This window comes from Naasia sp., assembly GCF_025465545.1.
GTDB lineage: Bacteria > Actinomycetota > Actinomycetes > Actinomycetales > Microbacteriaceae > Naasia.
In genome coordinates this window covers 22,009-45,675 of record NZ_JAODMK010000014.1, presented here as the reverse complement: position 1 = coordinate 45,675, position 23,667 = coordinate 22,009, and the positions used below count along the sequence as shown (strand labels likewise).

15 protein-coding genes are annotated in these 23,667 nt (G+C 69.6%); 5 read left to right on the top strand and 10 right to left on the bottom strand.

Annotation, left to right across the window (positions count from 1 at the left end; translation table 11 throughout):
• Positions 1-67: 67 nt before the first annotated feature.
• From JWR33_RS04140 to JWR33_RS04105, 8 genes are all read right to left on the bottom strand, one after another.
• Complete coding sequence (locus JWR33_RS04140) at positions 68-472, bottom strand: prepilin-type N-terminal cleavage/methylation domain-containing protein (RefSeq protein WP_297409707.1); 405 nt, start codon at positions 470-472, stop codon at positions 68-70.
• A 192-nt stretch (positions 473-664) separates the two neighbouring features.
• Positions 665-1,900: a type II secretion system F family protein gene (locus tag JWR33_RS04135; RefSeq protein WP_297409706.1), complete on the bottom strand. Its 1,236-nt coding sequence runs from the start codon at positions 1,898-1,900 to the stop codon at positions 665-667.
• Positions 1,900-3,324 (bottom strand): type IV pilus twitching motility protein PilT, encoded by a 1,425-nt coding sequence (locus tag JWR33_RS04130; protein ID WP_297409704.1) that lies wholly within the window; start codon positions 3,322-3,324, stop codon positions 1,900-1,902. Before JWR33_RS04130 ends, JWR33_RS04135 begins: the two co-directional genes overlap by 1 nt.
• Positions 3,325-3,362: 38 nt before the next feature.
• On the bottom strand, positions 3,363-5,027 hold the full coding sequence (locus JWR33_RS04125) for an ATPase, T2SS/T4P/T4SS family (protein ID WP_297409702.1): 1,665 nt from the start codon (positions 5,025-5,027) through the stop codon (positions 3,363-3,365).
• Positions 5,028-5,166: 139 nt separating this feature from the next.
• Complete coding sequence (locus JWR33_RS04120; RefSeq protein WP_297409700.1) at positions 5,167-5,571, bottom strand: hypothetical protein; 405 nt, start codon at positions 5,569-5,571, stop codon at positions 5,167-5,169.
• On the bottom strand, positions 5,571-6,731 hold the full coding sequence (locus JWR33_RS04115; protein ID WP_297409698.1) for a type IV pilus twitching motility protein PilT: 1,161 nt from the start codon (positions 6,729-6,731) through the stop codon (positions 5,571-5,573). The genes JWR33_RS04120 and JWR33_RS04115 overlap by 1 nt, the downstream gene beginning before the upstream one ends.
• Before the next feature lie 448 nt (positions 6,732-7,179).
• A complete protein-coding gene (locus tag JWR33_RS04110) occupies positions 7,180-7,752 on the bottom strand; it encodes a hypothetical protein (RefSeq protein ID WP_297409696.1) in 573 nt (190 codons plus the stop codon).
• Positions 7,753-8,006: 254 nt separating this feature from the next.
• Complete coding sequence (locus tag JWR33_RS04105; protein ID WP_297409694.1) at positions 8,007-8,501, bottom strand: heme-degrading domain-containing protein; 495 nt, start codon at positions 8,499-8,501, stop codon at positions 8,007-8,009.
• 109 nt (positions 8,502-8,610) lie between these two features.
• On the opposite strand from JWR33_RS04105, the gene JWR33_RS04100 reads away from it, so the two are divergent.
• The 3 genes from JWR33_RS04100 to JWR33_RS04090 all read left to right on the top strand — a co-directional run bounded on the left by JWR33_RS04100 (position 8,611) and on the right by JWR33_RS04090 (position 13,445).
• Positions 8,611-10,497: a glycoside hydrolase family 2 TIM barrel-domain containing protein gene (locus tag JWR33_RS04100; RefSeq protein WP_297409692.1), complete on the top strand. Its 1,887-nt coding sequence runs from the start codon at positions 8,611-8,613 to the stop codon at positions 10,495-10,497.
• 247 nt (positions 10,498-10,744) lie between these two features.
• A complete protein-coding gene (locus JWR33_RS04095) occupies positions 10,745-11,932 on the top strand; it encodes a glycosyltransferase (protein WP_297409690.1) in 1,188 nt (395 codons plus the stop codon).
• Positions 11,913-13,445 (top strand): family 1 glycosylhydrolase, encoded by a 1,533-nt coding sequence (locus tag JWR33_RS04090; protein ID WP_297409689.1) that lies wholly within the window; start codon positions 11,913-11,915, stop codon positions 13,443-13,445. The genes JWR33_RS04095 and JWR33_RS04090 overlap by 20 nt, the downstream gene beginning before the upstream one ends.
• Before the next feature lie 160 nt (positions 13,446-13,605).
• Here JWR33_RS04090 and JWR33_RS04085 read toward each other — a convergent pair whose 3' ends face one another.
• Positions 13,606-17,472, bottom strand: a complete 3,867-nt coding sequence (locus tag JWR33_RS04085; protein ID WP_297409688.1) for a DNA-directed RNA polymerase subunit beta' — start codon at positions 17,470-17,472, stop codon at positions 13,606-13,608.
• Between the two features lie 49 nt (positions 17,473-17,521).
• Positions 17,522-21,010, bottom strand: coding sequence for a DNA-directed RNA polymerase subunit beta (gene rpoB / locus JWR33_RS04080; protein WP_297409687.1), 3,489 nt, complete (start codon positions 21,008-21,010; stop codon positions 17,522-17,524).
• Between the two features lie 399 nt (positions 21,011-21,409).
• On the opposite strand from rpoB, the gene JWR33_RS04075 reads away from it, so the two are divergent.
• Positions 21,410-22,237: a fused MFS/spermidine synthase gene (locus JWR33_RS04075; RefSeq protein WP_297409728.1), complete on the top strand. Its 828-nt coding sequence runs from the start codon at positions 21,410-21,412 to the stop codon at positions 22,235-22,237.
• A 132-nt stretch (positions 22,238-22,369) separates the two neighbouring features.
• Positions 22,370-23,611, top strand: coding sequence for a PQQ-dependent sugar dehydrogenase (locus JWR33_RS04070; protein WP_297409686.1), 1,242 nt, complete (start codon positions 22,370-22,372; stop codon positions 23,609-23,611).
• Positions 23,612-23,667 lie beyond the last annotated feature (56 nt).

Below are 23,667 nucleotides of genomic sequence, written 5' to 3'. Positions count from 1 at the left end.
GCGGAGTGGTGCTGGTACGCCTGTGGGGCGTCGCGTTCGCGACGCCCCACAGGCTTGGTGCTGGGATCTAGCAGGGGCCGTCGAGCACGCCGGCGGCCTGAGTGATGTGGAACGTGTGGTTGGCGTTGCTCAGCGCGGAGATGCAGAACGCGCTGGAGTTGCCCGTGAAGACCAGGTCAGCAGTCGAGCTCTTGCTGTAGCCGTAGGAGCCGAGCGTGTTGAGCGCCGGCAGGGCGGTGGAGGTGCCCTTGTCGGTCCAGAACGCCACTGCTGCGGTCTTCGCGTTGGTGAGGTCGGACTTCGCCGCGGAGTCCTTGGCGTTGTCCTGCACCCCGATGTAGATCGGGATGGCGATGGCGGCCAGGATGCCGATGATGATGACGACCACCAGAAGCTCGATGAGGGTGAAGCCCTCATCACCCTTCTTGACGCGGTCGCGGTGACGGGCGAGCGCGTCAGCGATGCGGTTCATTTCGAGTTTCCCCATTCGGTTGGTAGATGTAGTCGAAATGGCCTCTTCCCCAGGCCTTATTCGACAAAGCACAAACTATTCCGATGAAGGGGCATTACCCAGACCGCGAATGGGGGGTTTTTACCCTGATGGCACGCCCAAAATGGGGGGCGACCCGCCCCTGGTCCGGGGGGGATCCGATCCAATAGCGGCTCAGTGGACGAGCGTGGCGATATTGAAGATAGGCATGTAGAGGGCGACGATCATTCCGCCGACGACCACACCGAGAAAGGCGATGAGCAGGGGCTCGATGAGCGAGGTGAGCGCCGCGGTGGTCGCCTCGATCTCGGCGTCGTAGAACTCGCTCACCTTGAGCAGCATCGTCTCGAGCGCCCCGGAGTCCTCACCCACCGCGACCATCTGGGTCACCATGGGCGGGAACACCTTCTCCTGGGCCAGCTGCTCGGCGATGGGCCGGCCCTGGCGCACGGACTCCCCCATGTTGTGGGCGGCCGTCTCGAGCACCCAGTTGCCGGAGGTGGAGCCGACGACGTTCAGCGCGGTGAGGATGGGCACGCCGGCGCCGATCATGTCGGAGAAGTTGCGGGTGAAGCGGGCGACGGCGATCTTCGTCGCGAGCGCGCCGAAGACCGGCATCTTGAGCTTCACGGGGTCCACCAGCTTGCGGACGGCTTCCTTGTGCTTGTTCGCACGCCACCAGAATCCGCCGGCCACGGTGATCACGAGCAGGAGCGGCAGTGCCCACACCATGTTCTGGGACAGCACGACGAGTGCCATCGTGGGCAGCGGCAGCTGCCCGCCGAGCCCTTCGAACATGTTCTGGAACACCGGCACGATGAAGAGGAGCATCGCGATGACGGCGACGAGCGACATCAGGAGCACCATCACCGGATAGGTCATGGCGGACTTGATCTGCGCGCGCAGCTTCGCCTCCTTCTCGAAGTTGGTGGCGATCGAGGCGAGGGCCGAGTCGAGGAAGCCGCCGGTCTCGCCCGCGCGGATCATGTTGATCATCAGCGGCGGGAAGACCTTGGGGTGGGCCGCGAGCGCGACCGAGAAGGCCGTTCCCGTCTCCACGTCCTCGGTGACCTTGGCGAGGATGCCGGCGAGCTTCTTGTTGTCGGTCTGCGAGCCGAGGATCGTGAGGGTCCGCAGCAGCGACAGTCCCGCCGAGAGCATGGTCGCGAGCTGCCGGCTGACCACGGCGAGGTCCTTGAGGCCCACGCCCTTGCTCAGCCCGGGGATCTCGATCTCGCGCTGCAGGCCGGTGCCCCGGGTCCACTCGCCGATCGCGACCGGCGCGAGGCCCATGGTGCGGAGCTTGCCGAGGGCGGCCGACTCGCTGGGGGCGTCGAGCTTGCCCTTGATGAGCTTGCCCGAGGAGTTGCGGCTCCGGTGCACGTAGGTCCGGACTGCGGTCGTCGACATCAGCCGCGTCCCTCTGACGTGAGTTCCACTCGGCGCTCGGTCGTCTCGTAGCCGAGGTCCAGGTCACCCATGCCCGCGCCCGAGCGGCCCAGGATGCGGCTGAGCCCCTCGAGGTCGTGCGCCTTCTCGGCGGCGGCCTGCCGCGTGATGACGCCCGCGGTGACGAGCTCGGCGAGGCGCTGGTCGAGCGTGTGCATGCCGAGGTCGCGCCCCGCCTGCATGCTCGAGGAGATCTGGAAGGTCTTGCCCTCACGGATCAGATTCGCGACGGCCGGAGTGGTGACGAGCACCTCGGTGGCGACGGCGCGGCCGGCGCCGCTCGCCCGGCGCACGAGGATCTGCGAGACGACTCCCTGCAGGGTGCCCGCGAGCTGCGCGCGCACCTGGCCCTGCTGGGCGGGCGGGAACACGTCGATGATCCGGTCGATGGTCTGCGGCGCGTCCTGGGTGTGCAGGGTCGCGAACACGAGGTGGCCGGTCTCGGCGGCGGTCAGGGCCACGCTGATCGTCTCCAGGTCGCGGAGCTCGCCGATGAGGATGATGTCCGGGTCCTGGCGAAGCACATGCTTGAGGGCCGCGGAGAAGCTGTGCGTGTCCGCGCCCACTTCGCGCTGGTTCACGAGCGACTTCTTGTTGGTGTGCAGGAACTCGATCGGGTCCTCCACCGTCATGATGTGGTCGCTGCGGGTGCGGTTCGCGAGGTCGATGAGCGCCGCGAGGGTCGTCGACTTGCCGGAGCCGGTCGGGCCGGTGACGAGGACCAGGCCGCGCGGCAGCTGGGCGAACCGGGCGACCGCGTCCGGGATGCCCAGGTCGCCGAGGGTGCGGATCTCGGTGGGGATGAGCCGGAAGGCGGCCCCCATGGAGTCGCGCTGCTGGTAGACGTTGACGCGGAAGCGGTACTCGGTGGAGAGCGAGTAGGCGAAGTCGAGCTCGAGCTCCGTGCCGAAGCGCAGTCGCTGCGCCTCGGTCATGATCGAGCGCAGCACGGCGCCCACCTCGCTCCCCGACCAGACGGGAGCGTCGGGCAGGGAGATCAGGGCGCCGTCGACACGCACCTTCGGGGCGGCGTCCGCGCCGAGGTGCAGGTCCGAGGCGCCGCGGGAGACGACCTCGCGGAGCGCCGCCTGGAGGGCGGCCTCCGGTCCGCGAGCCACGTCGAACCGGCTCTCCGGCACGGGAGGGGCCGCCACGGCATTGAGCCGATCGGTGAGGTCTTCCACCAGGTCGTCGTCCTCAGGCTCCGACTCGGCGGCGGCCACCGCGGCCACCAGGGTCGCGTCGTCCACCACGGCGGCACGCCGCCCGCGGGTCTCCCCCGGGCGGTTGCCCACGTAGTCGGCACCGACAGGAGTGTCCTCCACGCCGACGTCCCACACGGTGTGCGAGCGCGGGCGTCCGCCCGTCTGCATCGAATCGTCCATGCGACTGTCCCCCCAGGTCATGGTCGCTCTGCGCGTCGTCAGGCGACGACGCGCAATACCTCGTCGACGCTCGTCAGCCCGGCGCGGACCTTGGCCCAGCCGTCCTGGCGAAGCGTGATCATGCCCTCCGACTGCGCGGTCCGCGCGATCTCGGCGCTCGAGGCCCGGCTCACCGCGAGTCGCTCGATCTGCTCGCTGACCTCCATGACCTCGTGCACGGCGAGCCGTCCGCGGTAGCCGGTGCCGGAGCAGGCGGCGCAGCCGACCGCACGGTACATCGGGCCGTCCGCGTCGAGCAGCCGCTCGGGGAATCCGAGGAGGCGCAGTTCGGCGGCGGGCACCGCGTAGGGCGCCTTGCACTTCTCGCAGAGCCGGCGGGCGAGTCGCTGGGCGACCACGCAGTCGAGGGCGGAGCCCACCAGGAAGGGCTCGATGTCCATCTCGATGAGGCGGGTCACGGCACTCGGGGCGTCGTTGGTGTGCAGCGTCGAGAGCACGAGGTGTCCGGTGAGGGACGCCTCGATCGCGATCTGCGCGGTCTCCTTGTCCCGGATCTCGCCGAGCAGGACCACATCGGGGTCGGAGCGGAGGATCGAGCGGAGGGCGCTGGCGAAGGTGAGGCCCGCCTTCGGGTTCACCTGCACCTGGTTGATGCCCTCCATGCGGTACTCCACCGGGTCCTCCACCGTGATCACGTTGATCTCAGGGCGGGCGACGGCGTGCAGCGTCGTGTAGAGCGTGGTCGACTTGCCGGAGCCCGTCGGCCCCGTGACGAGGATCATCCCGTACGGCTTGGTGTAGGCGCGCTCGTAGGTCTCGAAGTTGCGCTCGAGCAGGTGCAGCTCGCTCATCCTGCGCTTGGTGTTCGAATTGTCCAGGATGCGCATGACCACCTTCTCGCCCCACACGGTGGGGAGGGTGGCGACGCGGAGGTCGATCTGGCGTCCCTCGTGCGAGACGGACATGCGCCCGTCCTGGGGGCGCCGGCGCTCGGCGATGTTGATCTCCGACATGATCTTGAGCCGGGAGATGACGCCGGCCTGGATGTTGCGGGGAGCGCGCTGCACCTCGTGCAGCACCCCGTCGATCCGGTAGCGGACGCGGAGCTCCTCCTCGCCCGGCTCGATGTGGATGTCGGACGCGTTGTCCTTGATGGCCTGGCTCACGAGCAGGTTGACGAAGCGCACGATGGGCGCGTCGTCGTCACCGGACTCCGCGATGCTGATGTCGTTGCCGCCCGCGGCGCTGTCGCGCTCGAAGGACGTGGTGAGGTCGTTGAGCTCGCCGTCGGCCCGGTAGAACCGGTCGATGGCGGACATCAGGTCGGCGTGCTCGGCGACGGCGGGACGGATCGGCATCGCGGCGGCGGCGCGCACGTCGTCGAGGGCGAGGACGTCGTTCGGGTCGCTCATCGCGAGCACGAGTCGGCCCTGCTCGATCGCGATCGGCAGCACGGCGTGCCGGCGGCAGAGGGTGGACGGCACGAGGGCGAGCGCTCCGGCGTCCGCGGTTCGCTCGGCGAGCTCGACGAAGGCGAAGCCGAGCTGAGAGGCGCGGGCCATGGCGACCTGAGCGGGCGTCACCGCCCCTTCGGCCAGGTACTGGCGGACGCGCGACTCATCGTCCGAGTCGGGCCCGATCCGGTCGATCGCATCCACCGGAAGATGTCCGCGCACGACCAGGACTTCGGTGAGCGATGTCACGAGTACCTCTTCAAATCCGCGTCCCCCGGGAAGGTAGTCCCCTTCCAGGCTGTGGCTCACGGTATCCGGGGGCGTACGGCGGGGGCGATCCCCCGTTGTCGTGCCGCCCTTAGAGGGGCCAGCGCCGCGGTCCGGCTTCCTAGCGGGCATCGATCTCCTCCAGCAGACGCGCGGCGAGCCGCCGGATCTGGGGCTCCACGTAAGCGCTGAGAGCCCAGGCGATCGCGGAGTGCTGGGCGAGGACGCGCAGCGACGCCTGCCGGGACGCGAGATTCCGGAGCGATCCGGCCGACACCGCGCCGCGGCGCTCGCCGAACGATTCGGACGCGTAGTCCACGACGGCACCCTCAACGGGAAGGGTCAGCAGGTGCAGCAGCGCGTGCGGCACCTCGTCGAGCTGCCACCGCTCGGCGTAGTGCAGGCAGAGCGTGCAGGTTCCCGTCTCGCCGGCGTCGGGGTCGAGCGTCCAGGTGGCGAGGTCGGCGAGCCAGCCGGCGGTGATGCGATCGATGTCCCGCTCGAGCCGCAGGGCGGAGGCGCCCATCAGGCGGTCCGTCCGAGCGCGGCGTCGATCAGCAGGTAGGGGGCGAGCATCCTGCCGAGCAGGTCGGGATCGTGCGCGACCCGGAGCGCCGCTGCCGCGTCGACCGCACCGCGGTCGACGAGATCGGCCAGCGCCTGGTCGAGGGTCTGCATGCCGAGGTCGGCGCCGGAGCCCATCGCCGTCCGGATCTGCGCCACCTTGCCCTGGCGCACCAGGTTGGCGATGGCCGGCGTCACGAGGAGCACCTCTGCGGCCACGACCCGGCCGGAGCCGAGGGCGCGGGGCAGAAGGGTCTGCGCGACCACGCCGCGCAGGGTGAGCGCCAGCTGGGCCCGGACCTGCTCCTGCTGGGTGCCGGGGAACACGTCGATGATCCGGTCGATGGCGGAGGGCGCGTCGGACGTGTGCATGGTCGCGAGGACCAGGTGCCCGGTCTCGGCGGCGCTCAGCGCCACGGAGATGGTCTCCTTGTCGCGCAGCTCGCCGAGGAAGATCACGTCCGGGTCCTGACGGAGCGCCTGGCGCAGCGCCGAGGCATAGTCGCGGGTGTCCCGATCGATCTCCCGCTGGGTCACGACCGAGCGCTTGCCGGCGTGGACGACCTCGATGGGGTCCTCGATGGTGAGGATGTGGCCGTCGCGCGTGCTGTTCACCCGGTCGAGGAGCGCAGCGAGGGTGGCCGACTTGCCGGACCCGGTGGGCCCCGTCACGAGCACGAGCCCGCGAGGCAGGTCCGCGAGCGCCTCGACGCTCTCGGGCAGGCCGAGTCGGCGGACGGACTGCACCTCGGACGGCACGAGCCGGATCGCGGCGCCGATGCTGCCGCGCTGGCGGTACACGTTGACGCGCAGCCGCTGACCGTCGCCGGCCTGCCAGGAGAAGTCGAGCTCGCGCTCGGTCTCGAAGCGGGCCCACTCGGCGTCGGTCATCATGCGGCGCAGCTCATGCACGAGGAGTTCAGGGGCCCACGGCGGGGAGGAAGGCAGCGGAGCGAGGGCCCCGTCGATGCGGACGCGCGGAACCGCGTCGGCGGCGAGGTGCAGGTCGGATCCTCCGGCGTCGCGCACGAACGCGACCGCGTCGAGGAGCGGGGAGGAAGGGGTCGGCGGGGCGCTGGTCAGCGCGGCGCCATGGACCCCGAATTTCGGGTTCGGGTTCACGGCTCAGGTTCGGGTAGCAGTGCCGGGAGCGATGGGTGGTCGCATCCGCAGCCCGATCGGGTAAGCGGGCTGATGCGAGGCTAGGCCCGGTCGGCAGGCGCCCGCCATGCCGCAAAAGGGGGACAGGGGCTCCGGGCGGCGTCCCCCCGACGCCGCACCGGAGCATCTTTCGGTCCGGGCATTCCCCCGAAGCCGTACCGGAAGCTCCCCCTGTACGGCTACGACGCTACGCGCCGAGGGGTCGCCGGAACATCCCGCTTCCGGGTGTCGGCAGAAAGGGGGACACGGCACGGCGGGCGGCAGGGGCGCTCAGGCCGCGCTCTCGCTCAGCAGGCAGAAAACGCGACGGGTGCCCCTAGGGGGGTTTTTCTGCCTGCTGGAGGGGAATCTGCCTGCTGAGCGAAAGGAGGGGCCGGGAGAAGGAGCCTGGACAGGGCCGCCGGAAGGGTCAGGCGGCTCCGCAGACCTCGGCGACGAGCTCGTCGGCCATCCGCTGCACCTTCGGCTCGATGTAGGCGCCGACGGCACGCAGCACGACCGTGCGCTGCCCGTGCAGCCGGGACACGGCGGAGTTGAAGAGGCTGTAGTACAGCCGGACCAGCTCCACCCGAGCCTGCGCCGCGTGCACCGCAGTGACCGTCCCAGTCGCCTGGATGGACACCGTGCCCATCGGATCGAACTGGTCCAGGAAGTCGTCGACGTCGCGGCCGTCCGTGGCGGTCACGCGCACGACGCCGCGCTCCAGCCACACCTTCCACTCGCCGTCGCGCTCCAGTTCGGGGAACCGGGCGGCGGCGTTGCGGAGGAACTGCTCGATGAGCAGCGACTCGACACTCGTCACGAGTGCATGCAGGGGGCCATGGGGCAGGTCGTCGAAGCCGAGCTCGTCGGCGTACCGGGGGCAGACGGTGCAGACCTCGCTGCGCCGGCGCAGTGAGCCGGGCTCCCAGCGGGGCAGCCAGGCGAGCCACTGGGCGACGGATCGATCGAGCTCGCGCTCGAAGCGGTAGGGACGCAGCACGGGTCAGTCGCCCTTCTGCACGCGGGGCGCGCCGGGGAGACTGGTCTGCGGAGTCGAGCGAGTCGCCGGGGCGAGCGCGTCGACCACGTTCGGGTTCGTGGTCACCTTGGGTCCAGGTGTGTGCAGGGGGCGGCGCGATGGGTCGTCGCAACGCATCCGATCGGGTATCGGGATATCCACAGGATAGTTCCGCGCCGCCCCCAGGACTAGGCCTCGAATGGGGGGCATGCGTCCCGACTGATCGGGGGCGCGGGCTAGCGGGCGTGCTGGGCGGCGAGCGCGGCCCTGAGCGCCTCGACCACCAGGTCGTGATCCGCGTCCTGGGCGAGACCCGACACGGCCACCGACCCGACGATCGCGCCGCCCACGCGGATCGGCACCGCCCCGCCGTGTGCGGCGTACTCGGCCGGGTCGTAGCCCGAGTGCGTGGCGAAGTCCTCGCCGCGCTCCCGGAACTCGGCGCCGACGCGGTAGGAGGAGGCGCCGTAGGTGGCCACCACGCGCTGCTTGCGCGCCAGCCAGCGGTCGTTGTCGGCACTCGTGCCCGGCATCGCGGCGTGGAACACCCGCTGCAGGCCGAACACGATCGAGATCGCGACCGGGAGGGAGTCCGCCCGCGCCCGCTCGGTCAGCCAGGTGCCGATCCGCCATGCGGTGTCGTAGCCGAAGGAGCCGAAGTCGAGCTCGTCCTCCTCCTGCCGGATGCGCGCAGACAGGGGAATGCCGCTCCCGGGCACTGGATCGCTCATCATCGTCCTCCCGGGATCACCGTACCGGGCCGTGCGAGATGCGGACCCGACGATCCTGCGGCAGGCAGCACTTTCTCCCTCCCCGATGGTTCCCGTAGCGTTGGACTCCGTGCAACGGAAGGACGATGTGACCCTCGACATCGGAAGGCTCGGCCCGGGATTCGACTCCGGGGACTGGCCGACGGACTCCCCGGACTACCCCCGCAGGCAGTTCCAGCGGCGGGACTGGCTGTGCCTCAACGGCGAGTGGCGGTTCGCCTTCGACGACGACCGGCGCGCCACGCACCCGAGCCAGATCCCCGAGTGGGACCGGCGGATCCAGGTCCCCTTCGCGCCAGAGTCGCCGCGCAGCGGCATCCACGACGAGGGCTTCCACGCCAACCACTGGTACGAGCGGGAGTTCGAGCTCGAGCCGGCCCCCGGACGCACCCTGCTGCACTTCGGCGCGGTGGACTACACCGCGCGCGTCTGGGTGAACGGGGTCCTGGTGGGCGGGCACGAGGGCGGCCACACCCCGTTCTCGCTGGACATCACGGACGCGCTGAAGCCGGGCGGAACCCAGACGGTGGCGGTGTGGGCGCAGGACGACCCCGCCGACATCGCCAAGCCCCGCGGCAAGCAGGATTGGCAGCTGCGCCCCCACGGGATCTGGTACCCGCGCACGTCGGGGATCTGGCAGACCGTGTGGGTGGAGCGCGTGCCGGACGTGTACCTCGACCGCATCCGCTGGACGCCGGACCTCTCCCGCTGGGAGTTCGACCTGGCCGCGTATGTGCACTCGCACGAGCGGATCGAAGGGCTGGACCTCGAACTGCGGGTGCGCCTCAGCGTGGACGACCGGATCCTCGCCGACGACTCATACCGCATCGTGGACAACGAGGTGCACCGCCGGCTGGCCCTCTCCGACCCGGGCATCGACGACTTCCGCAACGAGCTCCTGTGGAGCCCCGAGAAGCCGACTCTCGTGGACGCCCAGATCCAGCTCGTGGCCGGCGGGTCCGTGATCGACGAGATCCGCTCCTACACAGCGCTCCGGCGGATCGCCCTCCAGCGGGGGCGGGCCATGCTCAACAACCGCCCCTACTACATGCGCCTCGTCCTCGATCAGGGCTACTGGCCCGACACCCTGATGACTCCGCCCTCCGAGGAGGCGATCATCGAGGACATCCGACTGATCAAGGCTGCAGGCTTCAACGGCGTCCGCAAGCACCAGAAGATCGAGGACCCCCGGTTCCTCTACTGGGCCGACCGGATGGGACTCCTCGTCTGGGAGGAGATGCCGAGCGCATACCGGTTCACCCACGAGGCGGTGGAGCGCCTCGTCCGGGAGTGGATGGAGGTGATCGACCGAGACTCCAACCATCCGTGCATCGTGGTCTGGGTGCCGTTCAACGAGTCGTGGGGCGTGCCCGATCTGCCCGACAACGAGGCTCACCGCAGCTTCGTCCAGTCCCTGTACCACCTCACCCGGACGCTCGACCCGACCCGGCCGGTGATCGGCAACGACGGCTGGGAGAGCACGGCGACGGACATCCTCACCATCCACGACTACGACGACGACCCCGAGCGGATCCTCCGCCGGTACGGCACGGCCGAGGACCTCACGCTTCGGGACGCCGTGATGCGCGGCTTCCCGAGCGGTCGGGTGCTCACCCTGGAGGGGCACCCGCATTCGGGTCAGCCCGTGATGCTCACCGAGTTCGGCGGCATCGCCTACAGCCCGCCCGAGGAAGGCCCGGACGGCGTGTGGGGGTACAGCGTCACGAGTTCGAGCGGGGACCTGCAGGAGCGGTACGCCAAGCTCATCAGCGCCGTCAGCCGCGTGGAGGCCCTCGGGGGCTTCTGCTACACCCAGTTCACCGACACCTACCAGGAGGCGAACGGGCTCTTCTTCGCCGACCGCACGCCGAAGTTCCCTCTCGAGGGCATGCGCAAGGCGACCCACGGCACGGGCCTGTCGACGGACTACGGCTACAACTTCACGCCGGGCAACTGACCGGCCTCCGCCGGCGGTCCGGATGACCGCCAGCCCCCGCCTGGCGCCGCCCTGTCCGAGGCGGAATCGCCTGCCGGAGGCCGTTCCGCCTGCTGGGGCAGAGGGAGGAGGTCCCCGGCCGGCCTGCGGGGGCGCCTGTTGCGCGAATGGGCGCGGCGCGCAAGGGCCTTGTCGCACCCCGAGGGCCAGGAGAGTCTGAGGAGGCATCGTCGGTCCTGCTTCCGCACGGCGCACCGAAAGGAACCGCATGCCCACCGATCTCGTCGTCCTCTCCCACCTGCGCTGGGTCTTCGTGTGGCAGCGTCCGCAGCATCTGGTGTCGCGCTTCGCCGCCGAGGACGAGGTGGGACGCATCTGGTTCGTCGAGGAGCCGATCACCGAGGACGTGGACTCCCCCGTGATGCGCTCCGAGGAGCGCGACGGCGTCACCCGGGTCTGGCTGGCGATCCCCGCCCTCGAGGATCGCCCCGGGCTGTTCGGCTTCGCCGCGGCCGGAGCGGAGCGCTATCCGGAACTGCTCGCGGAGTTCCTCGCCGAGCAGGGATCCACCCCCGCGCCGATCGTCCTCCTCTACACGCCGATGGCCTACGACATGGCGTGCGCGCTGCACCCCCGTCTCACCTGCTACGACGTGATGGACGACCTCGCCTCGTTCAAGTTCGCGCCGGCTGGGCTGCGACTGCGCCAGGGGGAGCTGCTGCGCAGCGCCGACGTCGTGTTCGCGGGCGGTCGCACCCTGCACCGGTCCATCTCCGGGCAGCGCGAGGGCGAGAGCCACCTCTTCCCGAGTGGCGTCGACCCGCGCCACTACGCCCCCTCGCGCGCCCTGCGATCCGAGCGGACCGAAGGCCAACGGGTCGCCGGCTACGTCGGCGTGGTCGACGAGCGCCTCGACCTGGAGCTCCTCAGCGGGCTCGCCCATGAGCTGCCCGACTGGACCATCCGGGTGGTCGGACCGGTCCTCAAGATCGAGGTCGCCGACCTGCCAACGGAGCCGAACATCGAGTATCCGGGAATGGCGCTGTACGAGGACCTGCCCGGCGTGATGGCGGGATTCGACGTGGCCCTCATGCCGTTCGCGCTCAATGAGGCCACCCGGTCGATCAGCCCCACGAAGACCCTCGAGTACCTCGCCGCAGGTCTTCCCGTCGTCTCCACCCGGGTCGCGGACGTGGTCTCCGACTACTCGGGCGTCGTGCACTTCGCCGACGATGCGCACGGCTTCGCCGGAGCCTGCCGCATCGTGGTGGAGGACGCGGTCGAGGACCGGGACGGCCGGGCGCGGCTGGAGGAGCGGCACAGCTGGGACGCGATCGCCGACAAGATGTGGCGGATCGTCGAGGACGCGCTCGCCGACCGCAGCGCCGCCCGCCCGCTGACTCCGCCGCGGCTGCTCCGCGCCCGCGCGTCGGAGAGTGAGCACCTCGCCAGCTAGGCGCCGCAGCGCGATCTCGCTCGCCGCCACCCGGGCGCGGGCGCTCCGTGCCCGTCGCCCCATCCCTGAGGACCCGATGCCCCACCTGCCCAGCTCTCCCCCGTTCTCGGACGCTCCCGCCGCCGGAGGCGCGGTCGCCGACCTGCCCCGGGAGAGCAGGCAGCGGGCCTCCCTGCCCGGACCCGGACGCCTGCAGCTGTGGGGCGGAGTCGAGTGCACCATCAACCGGGTCGGCGACGCCTGGTCGGATCAGGCCCGATTCACCGGGCACCACGAGCGCGCCGTCGAGGACATCCGCCGATTCGAGGGACTCGGCATCCCGCTCGTGCGCTACCCGCTGCTCTGGGAGGCGGTAGCGCCCGACTCGCTCGAACAGCCCCGGTTCGAGGTTTTCGATGAGCGCATGGACGTGCTCCGGGAGTCCCGGCTCGAGCCGATCCTGGGCCTGCTCCACCACGGCAGCGGGCCGCACTACACCTCGCTCGTGGATCCTGCCTTCCCCGAGAAGCTGGCCGCGTACGCCGCCGCGGTGGCGGAGCGCTACCCCTGGGTCACCTACTACACGCCGGTCAACGAGCCGCTCACGACCGCGCGCTTCAGCGGTCTCTACGGCGTCTGGTACCCGCATGCGCGGGATCACGCCACCTTCGCCCGCGCGCTCGTCAACCAGGTCCGGGGCACGGTGCTCGCCATGGCGGAGATCCGCAAGGTGAACCCGCACGCCAAGCTGGTCGCCACCGACGACCTGGGCCGGGCGACCGGCACCGAGCAGACACGGGGTCAGGTCGACTTCGAGAACACCCGCCGCTGGCTGAGCTGGGACCTGCTGCTCGGGCGCGTCACGCCCGAGCACCCCCTGCACGACTACCTCGTGCAGAAGGGCGGCCTCAGCGTGGACGAACTGCGGGAGCTCGCCGACTCCCCCTGCCCGCCCGACATCCTCGGCATCAACCACTACCTGCTGAGCAACCGGTTCCTCGACTCCGAGACGGACTGGTACCCGGGCTTCACGCACGGGCCGCGGGATCCGGAGAACGGGCTGGAGTACGCGGACGTCCCCGCCCTGGAGACGGCGCGCGCCGACTCCCCGCCCCTCGAGGACATCCTCCGCGAAGTGTGGGAGCGGTACGGCGACCTCCCGTATGCGGTGACCGAGGTGCACATCGACGGAGATCCCGGAACCCAGCTCCAGTGGCTGTGGGAGGTGTGGAACGCCGCCTCCCGCCTCCGCGGCGAGGGCGCCCCGCTGGTGGCGGTGACCGCGTGGAGCCTCCTCGGCACGTACGACTGGAACACCCTCTGCACGACCCCGCCGGGCGGCGAGGTCTACTACGAGCCGGGCGTCTTCGATGTGCGATCAGGCGCCGTGCGGGCCACCGAGCTGACGAAGATGGTGCGCTCGCTCGCGACCACCGGCACCTACCGCCATCCGGCGCTCGAGCAGGAGCCGTGGTGGCGGCTCGAGTCCCGCTTCCGGTACGCGCGGGAGCTCCGGGAGGAGCTCGCCTCGTAGCGCCGCCCCACGACCGGTACGACGAAGGCCCCCGCTCCAGTGGAGTGGGGGCCTTCGTTCGTGTGTTCAGGTTCCGTGAGCCTGCACGGGTCTCTGACCCGTCGCGAGCGCGCGGCGCCCTGAACCTGCGTTGTGCGGGGGCCTCTCGGCCCCGCGCAACTCAGTTGTAGGTGCCGGGCTCGTAGTCCGTCGAGTTGAACGAGTCGAAGTCGACGAACGAGAGGTCCGCCTCCGAGAACACCGCGTCGTCTCCGAAGATCCGGTTCGGGTAGCGCTCGGCCTTCGCCTCTTCGGTCGCCTCGACCCGGACGTCGCGGTACTTCGCGAGACCGGTCCCCGCGGGGATGAGCTTTCCGATGATGACGTTCTCCTTGAGGCCCATCAGCGGGTCCGACTTGCCCTCCATGGCCGCCTGGGTGAGCACCCGGGTCGTCTCCTGGAAGGACGCGGCCGACAGCCAGGACTCCGTCGCGAGGGACGCCTTGGTGATGCCCATGACCTCCTGGCGGGCCGAGGCGGTCTTGCGACCCTCGGCCAGCGCGGTGCGGTTGACCTCGTTGTAGCGGGAGCGGTCCACGAGCTCACCGGGGAGCAGGTCGGTGTCGGCGTGCTCGACGACGGTGACCTTGCGCAGCATCTGCCGCACGATGACCTCGATGTGCTTGTCGTGGATCGGAACGCCCTGCGAGCGGTACACGCCCTGCACACCGTCGACCAGGTGCTGCTGCACGGCGCGCACGCCCTTGACGCGCAGCACCTCCTTCGGGTCGACAGACCCGACATGCAGCTGCGTGCCCAGCTCCACGTGCTGGCCATCCTCCACCAGGAGGGTGGCGCGCTTCAGCACGGGGTAGATGTGCGCCTCATCGCCGTTGTCGGGCGTGAGGATCAGGCGGCGCTGGCGGTCCGTGTCCTCGATCGTGATGCGCCCTGCGGCCTCCGCGATCGGGGATGCGCTCTTCGGGGTGCGTGCCTCGAACAGCTCCTGCACGCGGGGAAGACCCTGCGTGATGTCATCGGCGGACGCCACACCACCGGTGTGGAAGGTGCGCATCGTGAGCTGGGTTCCGGGCTCGCCGATCGACTGGGCGGCGTTGATGCCGACCGCCTCGCCGATGTCCACCAGGTTCCCCGTGGCGAGCGAGCGGCCGTAGCAGCGCGCGCACACACCGACGGCGGACTCGCAGGTCAGGACCGAGCGCACCTTGATGCTCTCGACACCGGCCTCGAACAGCTTCTCGATGAGCACGTCGCCCACGTCGTCGCCCCCATCGGCCAGCACCTCGCCTGCCTCGTTCACCACAGCGGTGGCGAGCGTGCGGGCGTAGACGGAGTTCTCGACGTTGGCGTCGAGCACGCCGCCCGCGGCGATCGTCAGGTCGAGTCCCTTGGTGGTGCCGCAGTCGTCCTCACGGATGATGACGTCCTGCGACACGTCCACGAGACGACGCGTCAGGTAGCCCGAGTCGGCCGTGCGGAGCGCCGTGTCGGCCAGACCCTTGCGGGCACCGTGGGTGGAGATGAAGTACTCGGCCACGGTCAGGCCCTCGCGGTACGAGTGCACGATCGGACGCGGGATGATGTCGCCCTTGGGGTTGGACACCAGGCCTCGCATGCCGGCGATCTGACGCACCTGCATCCAGTTTCCGCGGGCACCCGAGGACACCATCCGGAAGATGTTGTTGTCGATCGGGAAGTTGTCCTGCATGGCCTGGGCGACTTCGGCGGTCGCCTTGTTCCAGATCTCGATGAGCTCCTGGCGACGCTCCGCGTCGGTCGTGAGGCCCTTCTCGTACTGGCCCTGGACCTTCTTCGCGAGCTTCTCGTAGGCCGCCACGATCGCGCCCTTGTTGGGGGGCGTGATGATGTCGGACAGGGCGACGGTCACACCGGACCGGGTGGCCCAGTAGAAGCCGGCGTCCTTGATCCGGTCGAGCGTGGCCGCGACCTCCACCTTCGGGTACCGCTCGGCGAGGTCGTTGACGAGGATCGACAGGCGACCCTTGTCGGCGACGGCCTCGACGTAGGGGTAGTCCACCGGCAGCGCCTCGTTGAAGAGGGCGCGACCGAGCGTGGTGAGGAGGATGAACGGGCGGTCCTGCTCGAAGCCCTCGGGCTCCTGACCCTCGGCGAAGTGCAGCCCCTCGAGGCGGATCTTCACCTTGGCGTTCAGGTCGAGCGAGCCCTGGTCCTTGGCGAGGATCGCCTCGGCGATCGACGAGAAGGCACGGCCCTCTCCGGCGACACCCTCCTTGAGCGTGGTCAGGTGGTGCAGGCCGATGATCATGTCCTGGCTGGGCAGGGTCACCGGACGGCCGTCCGACGGCTTGAGGATGTTGTTCGAGGCGAGCATCAGGATGCGGGCCTCGGCCTGGGCCTCGACCGACAGCGGCAGGTGCACCGCCATCTGGTCGCCGTCGAAGTCCGCGTTGAACGCGGCGCAGACGAGCGGGTGCAGCTGGATGGCCTTGCCCTCGACGAGCTGAGGCTCGAAGGCCTGGATGCCGAGGCGGTGCAGGGTGGGCGCCCGGTTCAGCAGCACGGGGCGCTCGCGGATGATCTCCTCGAGCACGTCCCACACCTGCGGACGGCTGCGCTCGACCATGCGCTTCGCGGCCTTGATGTTCTGAGCGTGGCTCAGGTCGATCAGGCGCTTGATCACGAACGGCTTGAACAGCTCCAGGGCCATCTGCTTGGGCAGACCGCACTGGTGCAGCTTGAGCTGCGGGCCGACCACGATGACCGAACGGCCGGAGTAGTCGACGCGCTTGCCGAGCAGGTTCTGACGGAACCGGCCCTGCTTGCCCTTCAGCATGTCCGAGAGGCTCTTCAGCGCGCGGTTGCCGGTGCCCGTGACGGGGCGGCCGCGGCGGCCGTTGTCGAACAGTGCGTCGACGGCCTCCTGCAGCATCCGCTTCTCGTTGTTGACGATGATCTCGGGAGCCCCGAGATCGAGCAGCCGGCGGAGGCGGTTGTTCCGGTTGATCACGCGGCGGTAGAGGTCGTTCAGGTCGCTCGTGGCGAACCGGCCACCGTCGAGCTGCACCATCGGGCGCAGCTCCGGCGGGATGACCGGCACGACATCGAGCACCATGGCGGCCGGCGAGTTGCCGGTCTGCAGGAACGAGTTGACGACCCGGAGGCGCTTGATCGCGCGGATCTTCTTCTGGCCCTTGCCCTCGGAGATCTGCAGGCGCAGGTCCTCGCTCTCCTGAGCGAGGTCGAACGCCTCGAGGCGCTTCTTGATCGCCTCGGCGCCCATGAAGGCGTCGAAGTAGATGCCGAAGCGGTCCTGGAGCTCGTGGAAGACGCTGTCCTCCGGCTTGAGGTCGCCGACCTTGAGGCTCTTGAACTCGTCCCAGACGCGCTCCAGGTGGGTGATCTGGTCGTCGAACGACTTCCGGATCTGGCCCATCTCCTTCTCGGCGCCATCCTTGGTGCGGCGCTTCTGGTCGCTCTTGGCGCCCTCCTCCTCGAGCGCGGCGAGGTCGCCCTCGAGGCGCTTGAGCCGCTCGTTGATCCGCGCGTCGCGCTGGTCGCTGAGCGCCTTGATCTCGAGCCGGAGCTCGTTCTCGAGGTCGGGCATGTCGGAGTGACGGCCCTCGATGTCGACATGGATGATCATGTACGCGGCGAAGTAGATGACCTTCTCGAGGTCCTTCGGCGCCATGTCGAGGAGGTAGCCGAGGCGGCTCGGCACACCCTTGAAGTACCAGATGTGGGTGACGGGAGCGGCGAGCTCGATGTGGCCCATGCGCTCACGGCGCACCGACGACTTCGTGACCTCGACACCGCACCGCTCGCAGACGATGCCCTTGAAGCGCACGCGCTTGTACTTGCCGCACGCGCACTCCCAGTCCCGGCTGGGACCGAAGATCTGCTCCCCGAAGAGGCCATCCTTCTCGGGCTTCAGCGTGCGGTAGTTGATCGTCTCCGGCTTCTTGACCTCACCGTGGGACCAGCGACGGATGTCGTCGGCCGTGGCAAGGCCGATGCGCAGCTCGTCAAATGTGGTTACGTCCAGCAATTTCTCTTCTTCCCTGCGTTACGTATAGATCGTTGAGACGGGCTGCGGATCAGATGTCGTCGATCGAGGACGACTCGAAGCGCGAGGAGATGTTGATGCCGAGCTCCTCGGCGGCACGGAAGACCTCGTCGTCCGTGTCCCGCAGGCTCACTGCGGTGCCGTCTGCCGAGAGGACCTCGACGTTCAGGCACAGCGACTGCATCTCCTTGATCAGCACCTTGAAGCTCTCGGGGATGCCGGGCTCCTGGATGTTCTCGCCCTTGACGATGGCCTCGTAAACCTTCACGCGGCCGAGGATGTCGTCGGACTTGATCGTGAGGAGCTCCTGCAGCGCGTAGGCGGCGCCGTAGGCCTCGAGGGCCCACACCTCCATCTCGCCGAAGCGCTGACCGCCGAACTGCGCCTTACCACCGAGCGGCTGCTGGGTGATCATCGAGTACGGTCCGGTCGAGCGGGCGTGGATCTTGTCGTCGACCAGGTGGTGCAGCTTCAGGATGTACATGTAGCCGACCGAGACGGGCTCGGGGAAGGGCTCACCGGAACGGCCGTCGAACAGGCGCGTCTTGCCGGACGAGCCGATCAGCCGCTCACCGTCGCGGTTGGGGGTCGTCGAGTCGAGCAGACCCGCGATCTCCTCCTCGAGGGCGCCGTCGAACACGGGCGTTGCCACCTTGGTGCCCGGAGCCGCGGTGTGCGCGGCGGCGGGCAGGCGACCGGCCCACGAGGGGTTGCCCTCGACGTCCCAGCCCTGCTTGGCGGCCCACCCGAGGTGGGTCTCCAGCACCTGGCCGAAGTTCATCCGTCCGGGGATGCCCATCGGGTTGAGGATGATGTCGACCGGCGTGCCGTCGGTGAGGAACGGCATGTCCTCGACGGGCAGGATCTTCGCGATGACGCCCTTGTTGCCGTGACGGCCGGCGAGCTTGTCACCCTCGGTGATCTTGCGCTTCTGGGCGATGTAGACGACGACCCGCTGGTTGACGCCCGAGCCGAGCTCGTCGTCGTTCTCCGCGGAGAACTCCTTGACGGCGATGATCGTGCCCTCTTCACCGTGCGGAACCTTCAGCGAGGTGTCGCGCACCTCGCGGCTCTTCTCGTTGAAGATCGCGCGCAGCAGGCGCTCCTCCGCGGACAGCTCGGTCTCGCCCTTGGGCGTGACCTTGCCGACCAGGATGTCACCGGGACGGACCTCGGCGCCGATGCGGATGATGCCGCGCTCGTCGAGGTCTGCGAGCAGTTCCGGGCTCACGTTCGGGAGGTCACGGGTGATCTCCTCCTTGCCGAGCTTGGTGTCGCGGGCGTCGACCTCGTACTCCTCGATGTGGATCGAGGAGAGGACGTCGTCCTTCACCAGGTTCTGGCTGAGGATGATCGCGTCCTCGAAGTTGTGGCCCTCCCACGGCATGAAGGCCACGAGGAGGTTCTTGCCGAGCGCGAGCTCGCCGTTCTCGGTCGCGGGACCGTCCGCGAGGACCTGGCCGACCTCCACGCGCTCGCCTGCATCGACGATCACGCGGTGGTTGTAGCTGGTGCCCTGGTTGGAGCGGTCGAACTTGCGCAGGTAGTAGCTCTGCGTGCCGCCCTCGTCCAGCTGGACGGTGACCACGTCGGCCGAGACCTCGAGAACCACACCGGCCTTCTCGGCGGTGACCACGTCACCCGCGTCGATGGCGGCGTAGCCCTCCATTCCGGTGCCGACGACCGGCGACTCGGAGCGGAGCAGCGGGACGGCCTGACGCTGCATGTTGGCGCCCATCAGCGCGCGGTTCGCATCGTCGTGCTCGAGGAACGGGATGAGGCTCGTCGCGACCGACACCATCTGGCGCGGGGAGACGTCCATGTAGTGCACGCGCTCCGCGTCGACCAGCTCGACCTCGCCGCCCTTGGGGCGGACCAGCACCGAGTCCTCGGCGAACGTGAAGTCCGGGTTGAGGGGGGCGTTGGCCTGGGCGACGAGGTACTCGTCCTCCTCGCTCGCGGTGAGGTAGTCGATCTGGTCGGTGACCAGCTTGCCGACGACCTTGCGGTACGGGGTCTCGATGAACCCGAACGAGTTGATCCGGGCGAACGACGCGAGCGAGCCGATCAGGCCGATGTTCGGGCCTTCCGGGGTCTCGATCGGGCACATGCGGCCGTAGTGGCTCGGGTGCACGTCGCGCACCTCGACGCCGGCGCGCTCACGGGAGAGTCCGCCGGGGCCGAGCGCGGACAGGCGGCGCTTGTGGGTCAGGCCCGCCAGCGGGTTGTTCTGGTCCATGAACTGGGAGAGCTGGCTGGTCCCGAAGAACTCCTTGATCGCGGCGACGACGGGGCGCACGTTGATCAGGGTCTGCGGGGTGATCGCCTCGATGTCCTGCGTGGTCATGCGCTCGCGGACGACGCGCTCCATGCGGGACAGTCCGGTGCGGACCTGGTTCTGGATGAGCTCGCCGACCGCGCGGATGCGGCGGTTGCCGAAGTGGTCGATGTCGTCCACGTCGAGGCGGAGCTCCACGGGCGCACCGTCACGCATGCCGGGCAGCGTGGTGCGGTTGTCGTGGAGCGCGACGAGGTACTTGATCGTGGCGAGGATGTCATCGATCGTCAGGACCGAGTCGCTGAGCGGGGCGTCGAGGCCCAGCTTGCGGTTGATCTTGTACCGGCCGACCTTGGCGAGGTCGTAGCGCTTGGAGTTGAAGTAGAAGTTGTCGAGGAGCGCACGCGCGGCCTCGGCGGCGACCTGCTCTCCCGGGCGCAGCTTCCGGTAGATGTCCTTGAGCGCCTCCTCCTTGGTGAGGATGTTGTCCTTCTCCAGGGTGGCCTCGATGGACGCGAACCCCTGGAAGTGCTCGAGGATCTCCTCGCTCGTCAGGCCCAGGGCCTTGAGGAACACGGTGACGGACTGCTTGCGCTTGCGGTCGATGCGGACGCCGACCTGGTCGCGCTTGTCGATCTCGAATTCGAGCCAGGCGCCGCGGCTGGGGATGATGCGCGCGGAGTAGATGTCCTTGTCGGACGTCTTCTCCTGGGCGCTGTCGAAGTAGACGCCGGGGGAACGGACGAGCTGCGACACGACGACGCGCTCGGTGCCGTTGATGATGAAGGTGCCCTTGTCGGTCATCAGCGGGAAGTCGCCCATGAAGACCGTCTGGGTCTTGATCTCACCGGTCTGGTGGTTCATGAACTCCGCCTCGACGTACAGCGGGGCGGCGTAGGTCTTGCCGCGCTCCTTGCACTCGTCGAGGGTGTACTTCTTCTCCTCGAGGAAGGGGTTGGTGAACGAGAGCTGCATCGTCTCGGCCAGGTCCTCGATCGGCGAGATCTCCTCGAAGATCTCCTCGAGTCCGCTGTGCGCCGGGAGATCGGTGCGGCCCTCGGCCTTGGCCTGCGTGACGCGGGCCTTCCAGGCATCGCTTCCCACGAGCCAGTCGAAGCTCTCGGTCTGCAGGGCGAGGAGGTCGGGGACGGTAAGGGTGTCCGTGATCTTCGCGAACGAGAGCCGCTGTGCGTCGCGGCCGTTCTTGGGAGTGGTGGACGATGCGTTGCGCGCAGCAGCCAAAGAAATAACCTCCGGGGCCCCTGGTGGGAGCCGTGTCACTGTCGGTGTGCCGAGTATGGGATGGAACGATGGGACGAGAAACTCCCGGTGATCTCCCTGCTTGGAGGGAGCCAGCGCGCTCGACGAATAGTCAGACCGAAGGGCCGGAGAAGGGTCGAGGTTGTGGGCACGCGACCGCCGACCGCAATATGAAGGCGAGGATCTCCGCGAGGGAGAACGTGGGAGCGCAAGGATCTACTATATGTCGCCGATCAGGCGGTGTCCAGCGGAATCCTTGACCTGTCCGTGCGGTACCGGGTATAACCCGGCGAGCGCCGTGCGCATTCCCCCGATCGGCCGTCGCCGCCATGGCAGGATCGCCGGGTGGACAGCGAGCCGGACACCATCCTCTCCAACGGCATGCGAGCCCTCGTGGAGGAGGACCGGTACCGGCCGGGGTTCCTCAACCTCGTGGTGGACGGCACCCCGCAGTCCCAGGTGAACCCGGACGACCCGCGAGAGCTGGGCTTCGAGTACGTGCAGCGGATCGGGCACGTCATCGACCTGGTCGCCGAGCCCGGCGCCCCCATCACCGCGGTCCACCTGGGTGCGGGCGCCCTCACCCTCCCCCGCTACGTCGCCGCCACCCGTCCGGGCTCGCGCCAGCAGGTGCTCGAGCTCGAGCCCGCCCTGGTCGATCTGGTGCGCCGCCGCATCCCCCTGCCCCAGGACTCGGGCATCCGCGTCCGCTACGGCGACGCCCGCGCGGGCCTCGGCAAGCTGCCCGCCGCGCTCCACGGATCGGTGGACATGGTCGTGGTCGACATCTTCAGCGGCGCCCAGATCCCCGCCCACGTCACCTCGGTGGAGTTCTACCGGGAGGTCGCCGGCCTCCTCGCCCCCGGCGGCGTGGTCGCCGTGAACCTCGCCGACGGCCCGGGGCTCGCCTTCGCCCGCGGGCAGGCCGCGACGCTCGCCGCGGCGGTTCGCGAGGTCGCCGCGCTCGCCGAGACGCAGATCCTCAAGGGCCGGCGCTTCGGCAACATCGTGCTGATCGGCTCGACGTCGGCGCTGCCCCTCGAGTGGCTGCCGCGGCTGCTCGCCGCGGGCCCGCATCCCGCCAAGGCGGTGGCCGGCGCGGAGCTGCGCAACTTCCTCGGCGGCGCCGCGGTGGTGACCGACGAGTCCGCGAAGCCGTCCCCGCCGCCGGCGCGCACCTTCCTCGCGGTGGACCGCACCCGCCCCTGACCCCTCCCCTCGCCGGCCGAAGTGGCACGTGATGTCCCCTCATGGCCCGGGAAGGGACATCGAGTGGCAATTCGGCCGCTCTTGCGTCGCCAGACACGTGCGGCTTGCAGGAAGACGTGCGAGCGTCGGGGGATGAGGGACGCTCAGTGCGAGCGCCGCGGGCGCCGGGAGCCACGCGAGCCGCGCCAAGGACGCCAGGGCGCCGGCGGGTTCGTGGTGTTCCCGCGGGTCAGCGCGACCGCCGGCCTGACCGCGGCGGCGCTTGTGCTGGCCGGCTGCGTCCCGCAGGACGCGGGCGGCGGCGCGACGCCCGTTCCGCTGCCCAGCCCCCCGCCCGGCGCCTCCTCGACGCCCTCCGGCACGCCGCTCGAGGACGCCCTGCAGCCGGCGGGCACGCCGGAGGACGTCGTCACCGGGCTCGAGGCGCCCTGGTCGGTGCTGCCGATCGGCGACACCGGATCCACGCTCATCAGCCAGCGCGACGCCGGAACCATCGTCGAGCTCGATTCCACCGGCCAGCTGCGGGAGGTCACCGCCGTCACGGGCTCCGTGCACGAGGGCGAGGGCGGACTGCTCGGGCTCGCGCTCCTCCAGGGGGGCGCGCTCCTCGACGGCACGGCCGACTGGGTCTACGCCTATTACACGTCGGCGACGGACAACCGGGTCGTCCGCATGCCGCTCTCCGGAGACCCGGGGGCACTCGAACTGGGCGACCAGGAGGAGATCCTCACCGGCCTGAAGAAGGCGGGCAACCACGACGGCGGGCGCATCGCGTTCGGTCCCGACGGGATGCTCTACGCCACCGTGGGCGACGCGGGCGATCCCGACGCGCCCCAGGACCCGGCCTCGCTGAACGGCAAGATCCTGCGGATGACGCCCGAGGGCGACGTGCCCGACGGCAACCCGCTCGGGGACTCGCTCGTCTGGTCGCTGGGCCACCGCAACCCGCAGGGCCTCGCGTGGGCGTCCGACGGCACGATGTGGGCCGCCGAGTTCGGCCAGGACACCTGGGACGAGCTCAACCGCATCGAGCCGGGCAACAACTACGGGTGGCCCGTGGTGGAGGGCGAGGCGCACGACGCCCGCTTCGTCGACCCGGTGCGGCAGTGGAGCACCGACGAGGCGAGCCCGAGCGGCCTTGCCGCCGTCGGCGGCACCCTCTTCCTGGCCGGCCTCGGCGGCAGGCGGCTCTGGGTCATCCAGGACGACGGCGCCGAGGCCACCGCGTACTTCTCGGACGAGTACGGGCGGATCCGCGACGTGCTGGCCGCCCCGGACGGCTCGCTCTGGTTCCTCACCAACAACACGGACGGGCGCGGCAGCCCCCGCGACGGTGACGACCGGCTCGTCCGGATCCCCCTCGCGCCCGCCTGATCCCCCGACCTGCCCACTTTGGTCGGTCTTTCGGCGAGATCTGCGACCGAAGTGGG

Bases quoted from the DNA above. Each gene is read 5' to 3' on its own strand.
- JWR33_RS04140 (WP_297409707.1), bottom strand. From the start codon at position 472: ATGAACCGCATCGCTGACGCGCTCGCCCGTCACCGCGACCGCGTCAAG.
- JWR33_RS04135 (WP_297409706.1), bottom strand. From the start codon at position 1,900: ATGTCGACGACCGCAGTCCGGACCTACGTGCACCGGAGCCGCAACTCC.
- JWR33_RS04130 (WP_297409704.1), bottom strand. From the start codon at position 3,324: ATGGACGATTCGATGCAGACGGGCGGACGCCCGCGCTCGCACACCGTG.
- JWR33_RS04120 (WP_297409700.1), bottom strand. From the start codon at position 5,571: ATGGGCGCCTCCGCCCTGCGGCTCGAGCGGGACATCGATCGCATCACC.
- JWR33_RS04105 (WP_297409694.1), bottom strand. From the start codon at position 8,501: ATGAGCGATCCAGTGCCCGGGAGCGGCATTCCCCTGTCTGCGCGCATC.
- JWR33_RS04095 (WP_297409690.1), top strand. From the start codon at position 10,745: ATGCCCACCGATCTCGTCGTCCTCTCCCACCTGCGCTGGGTCTTCGTG.
- JWR33_RS04075 (WP_297409728.1), top strand. From the start codon at position 21,410: ATGCGAGCCCTCGTGGAGGAGGACCGGTACCGGCCGGGGTTCCTCAAC.
- JWR33_RS04070 (WP_297409686.1), top strand. From the start codon at position 22,370: ATGAGGGACGCTCAGTGCGAGCGCCGCGGGCGCCGGGAGCCACGCGAG.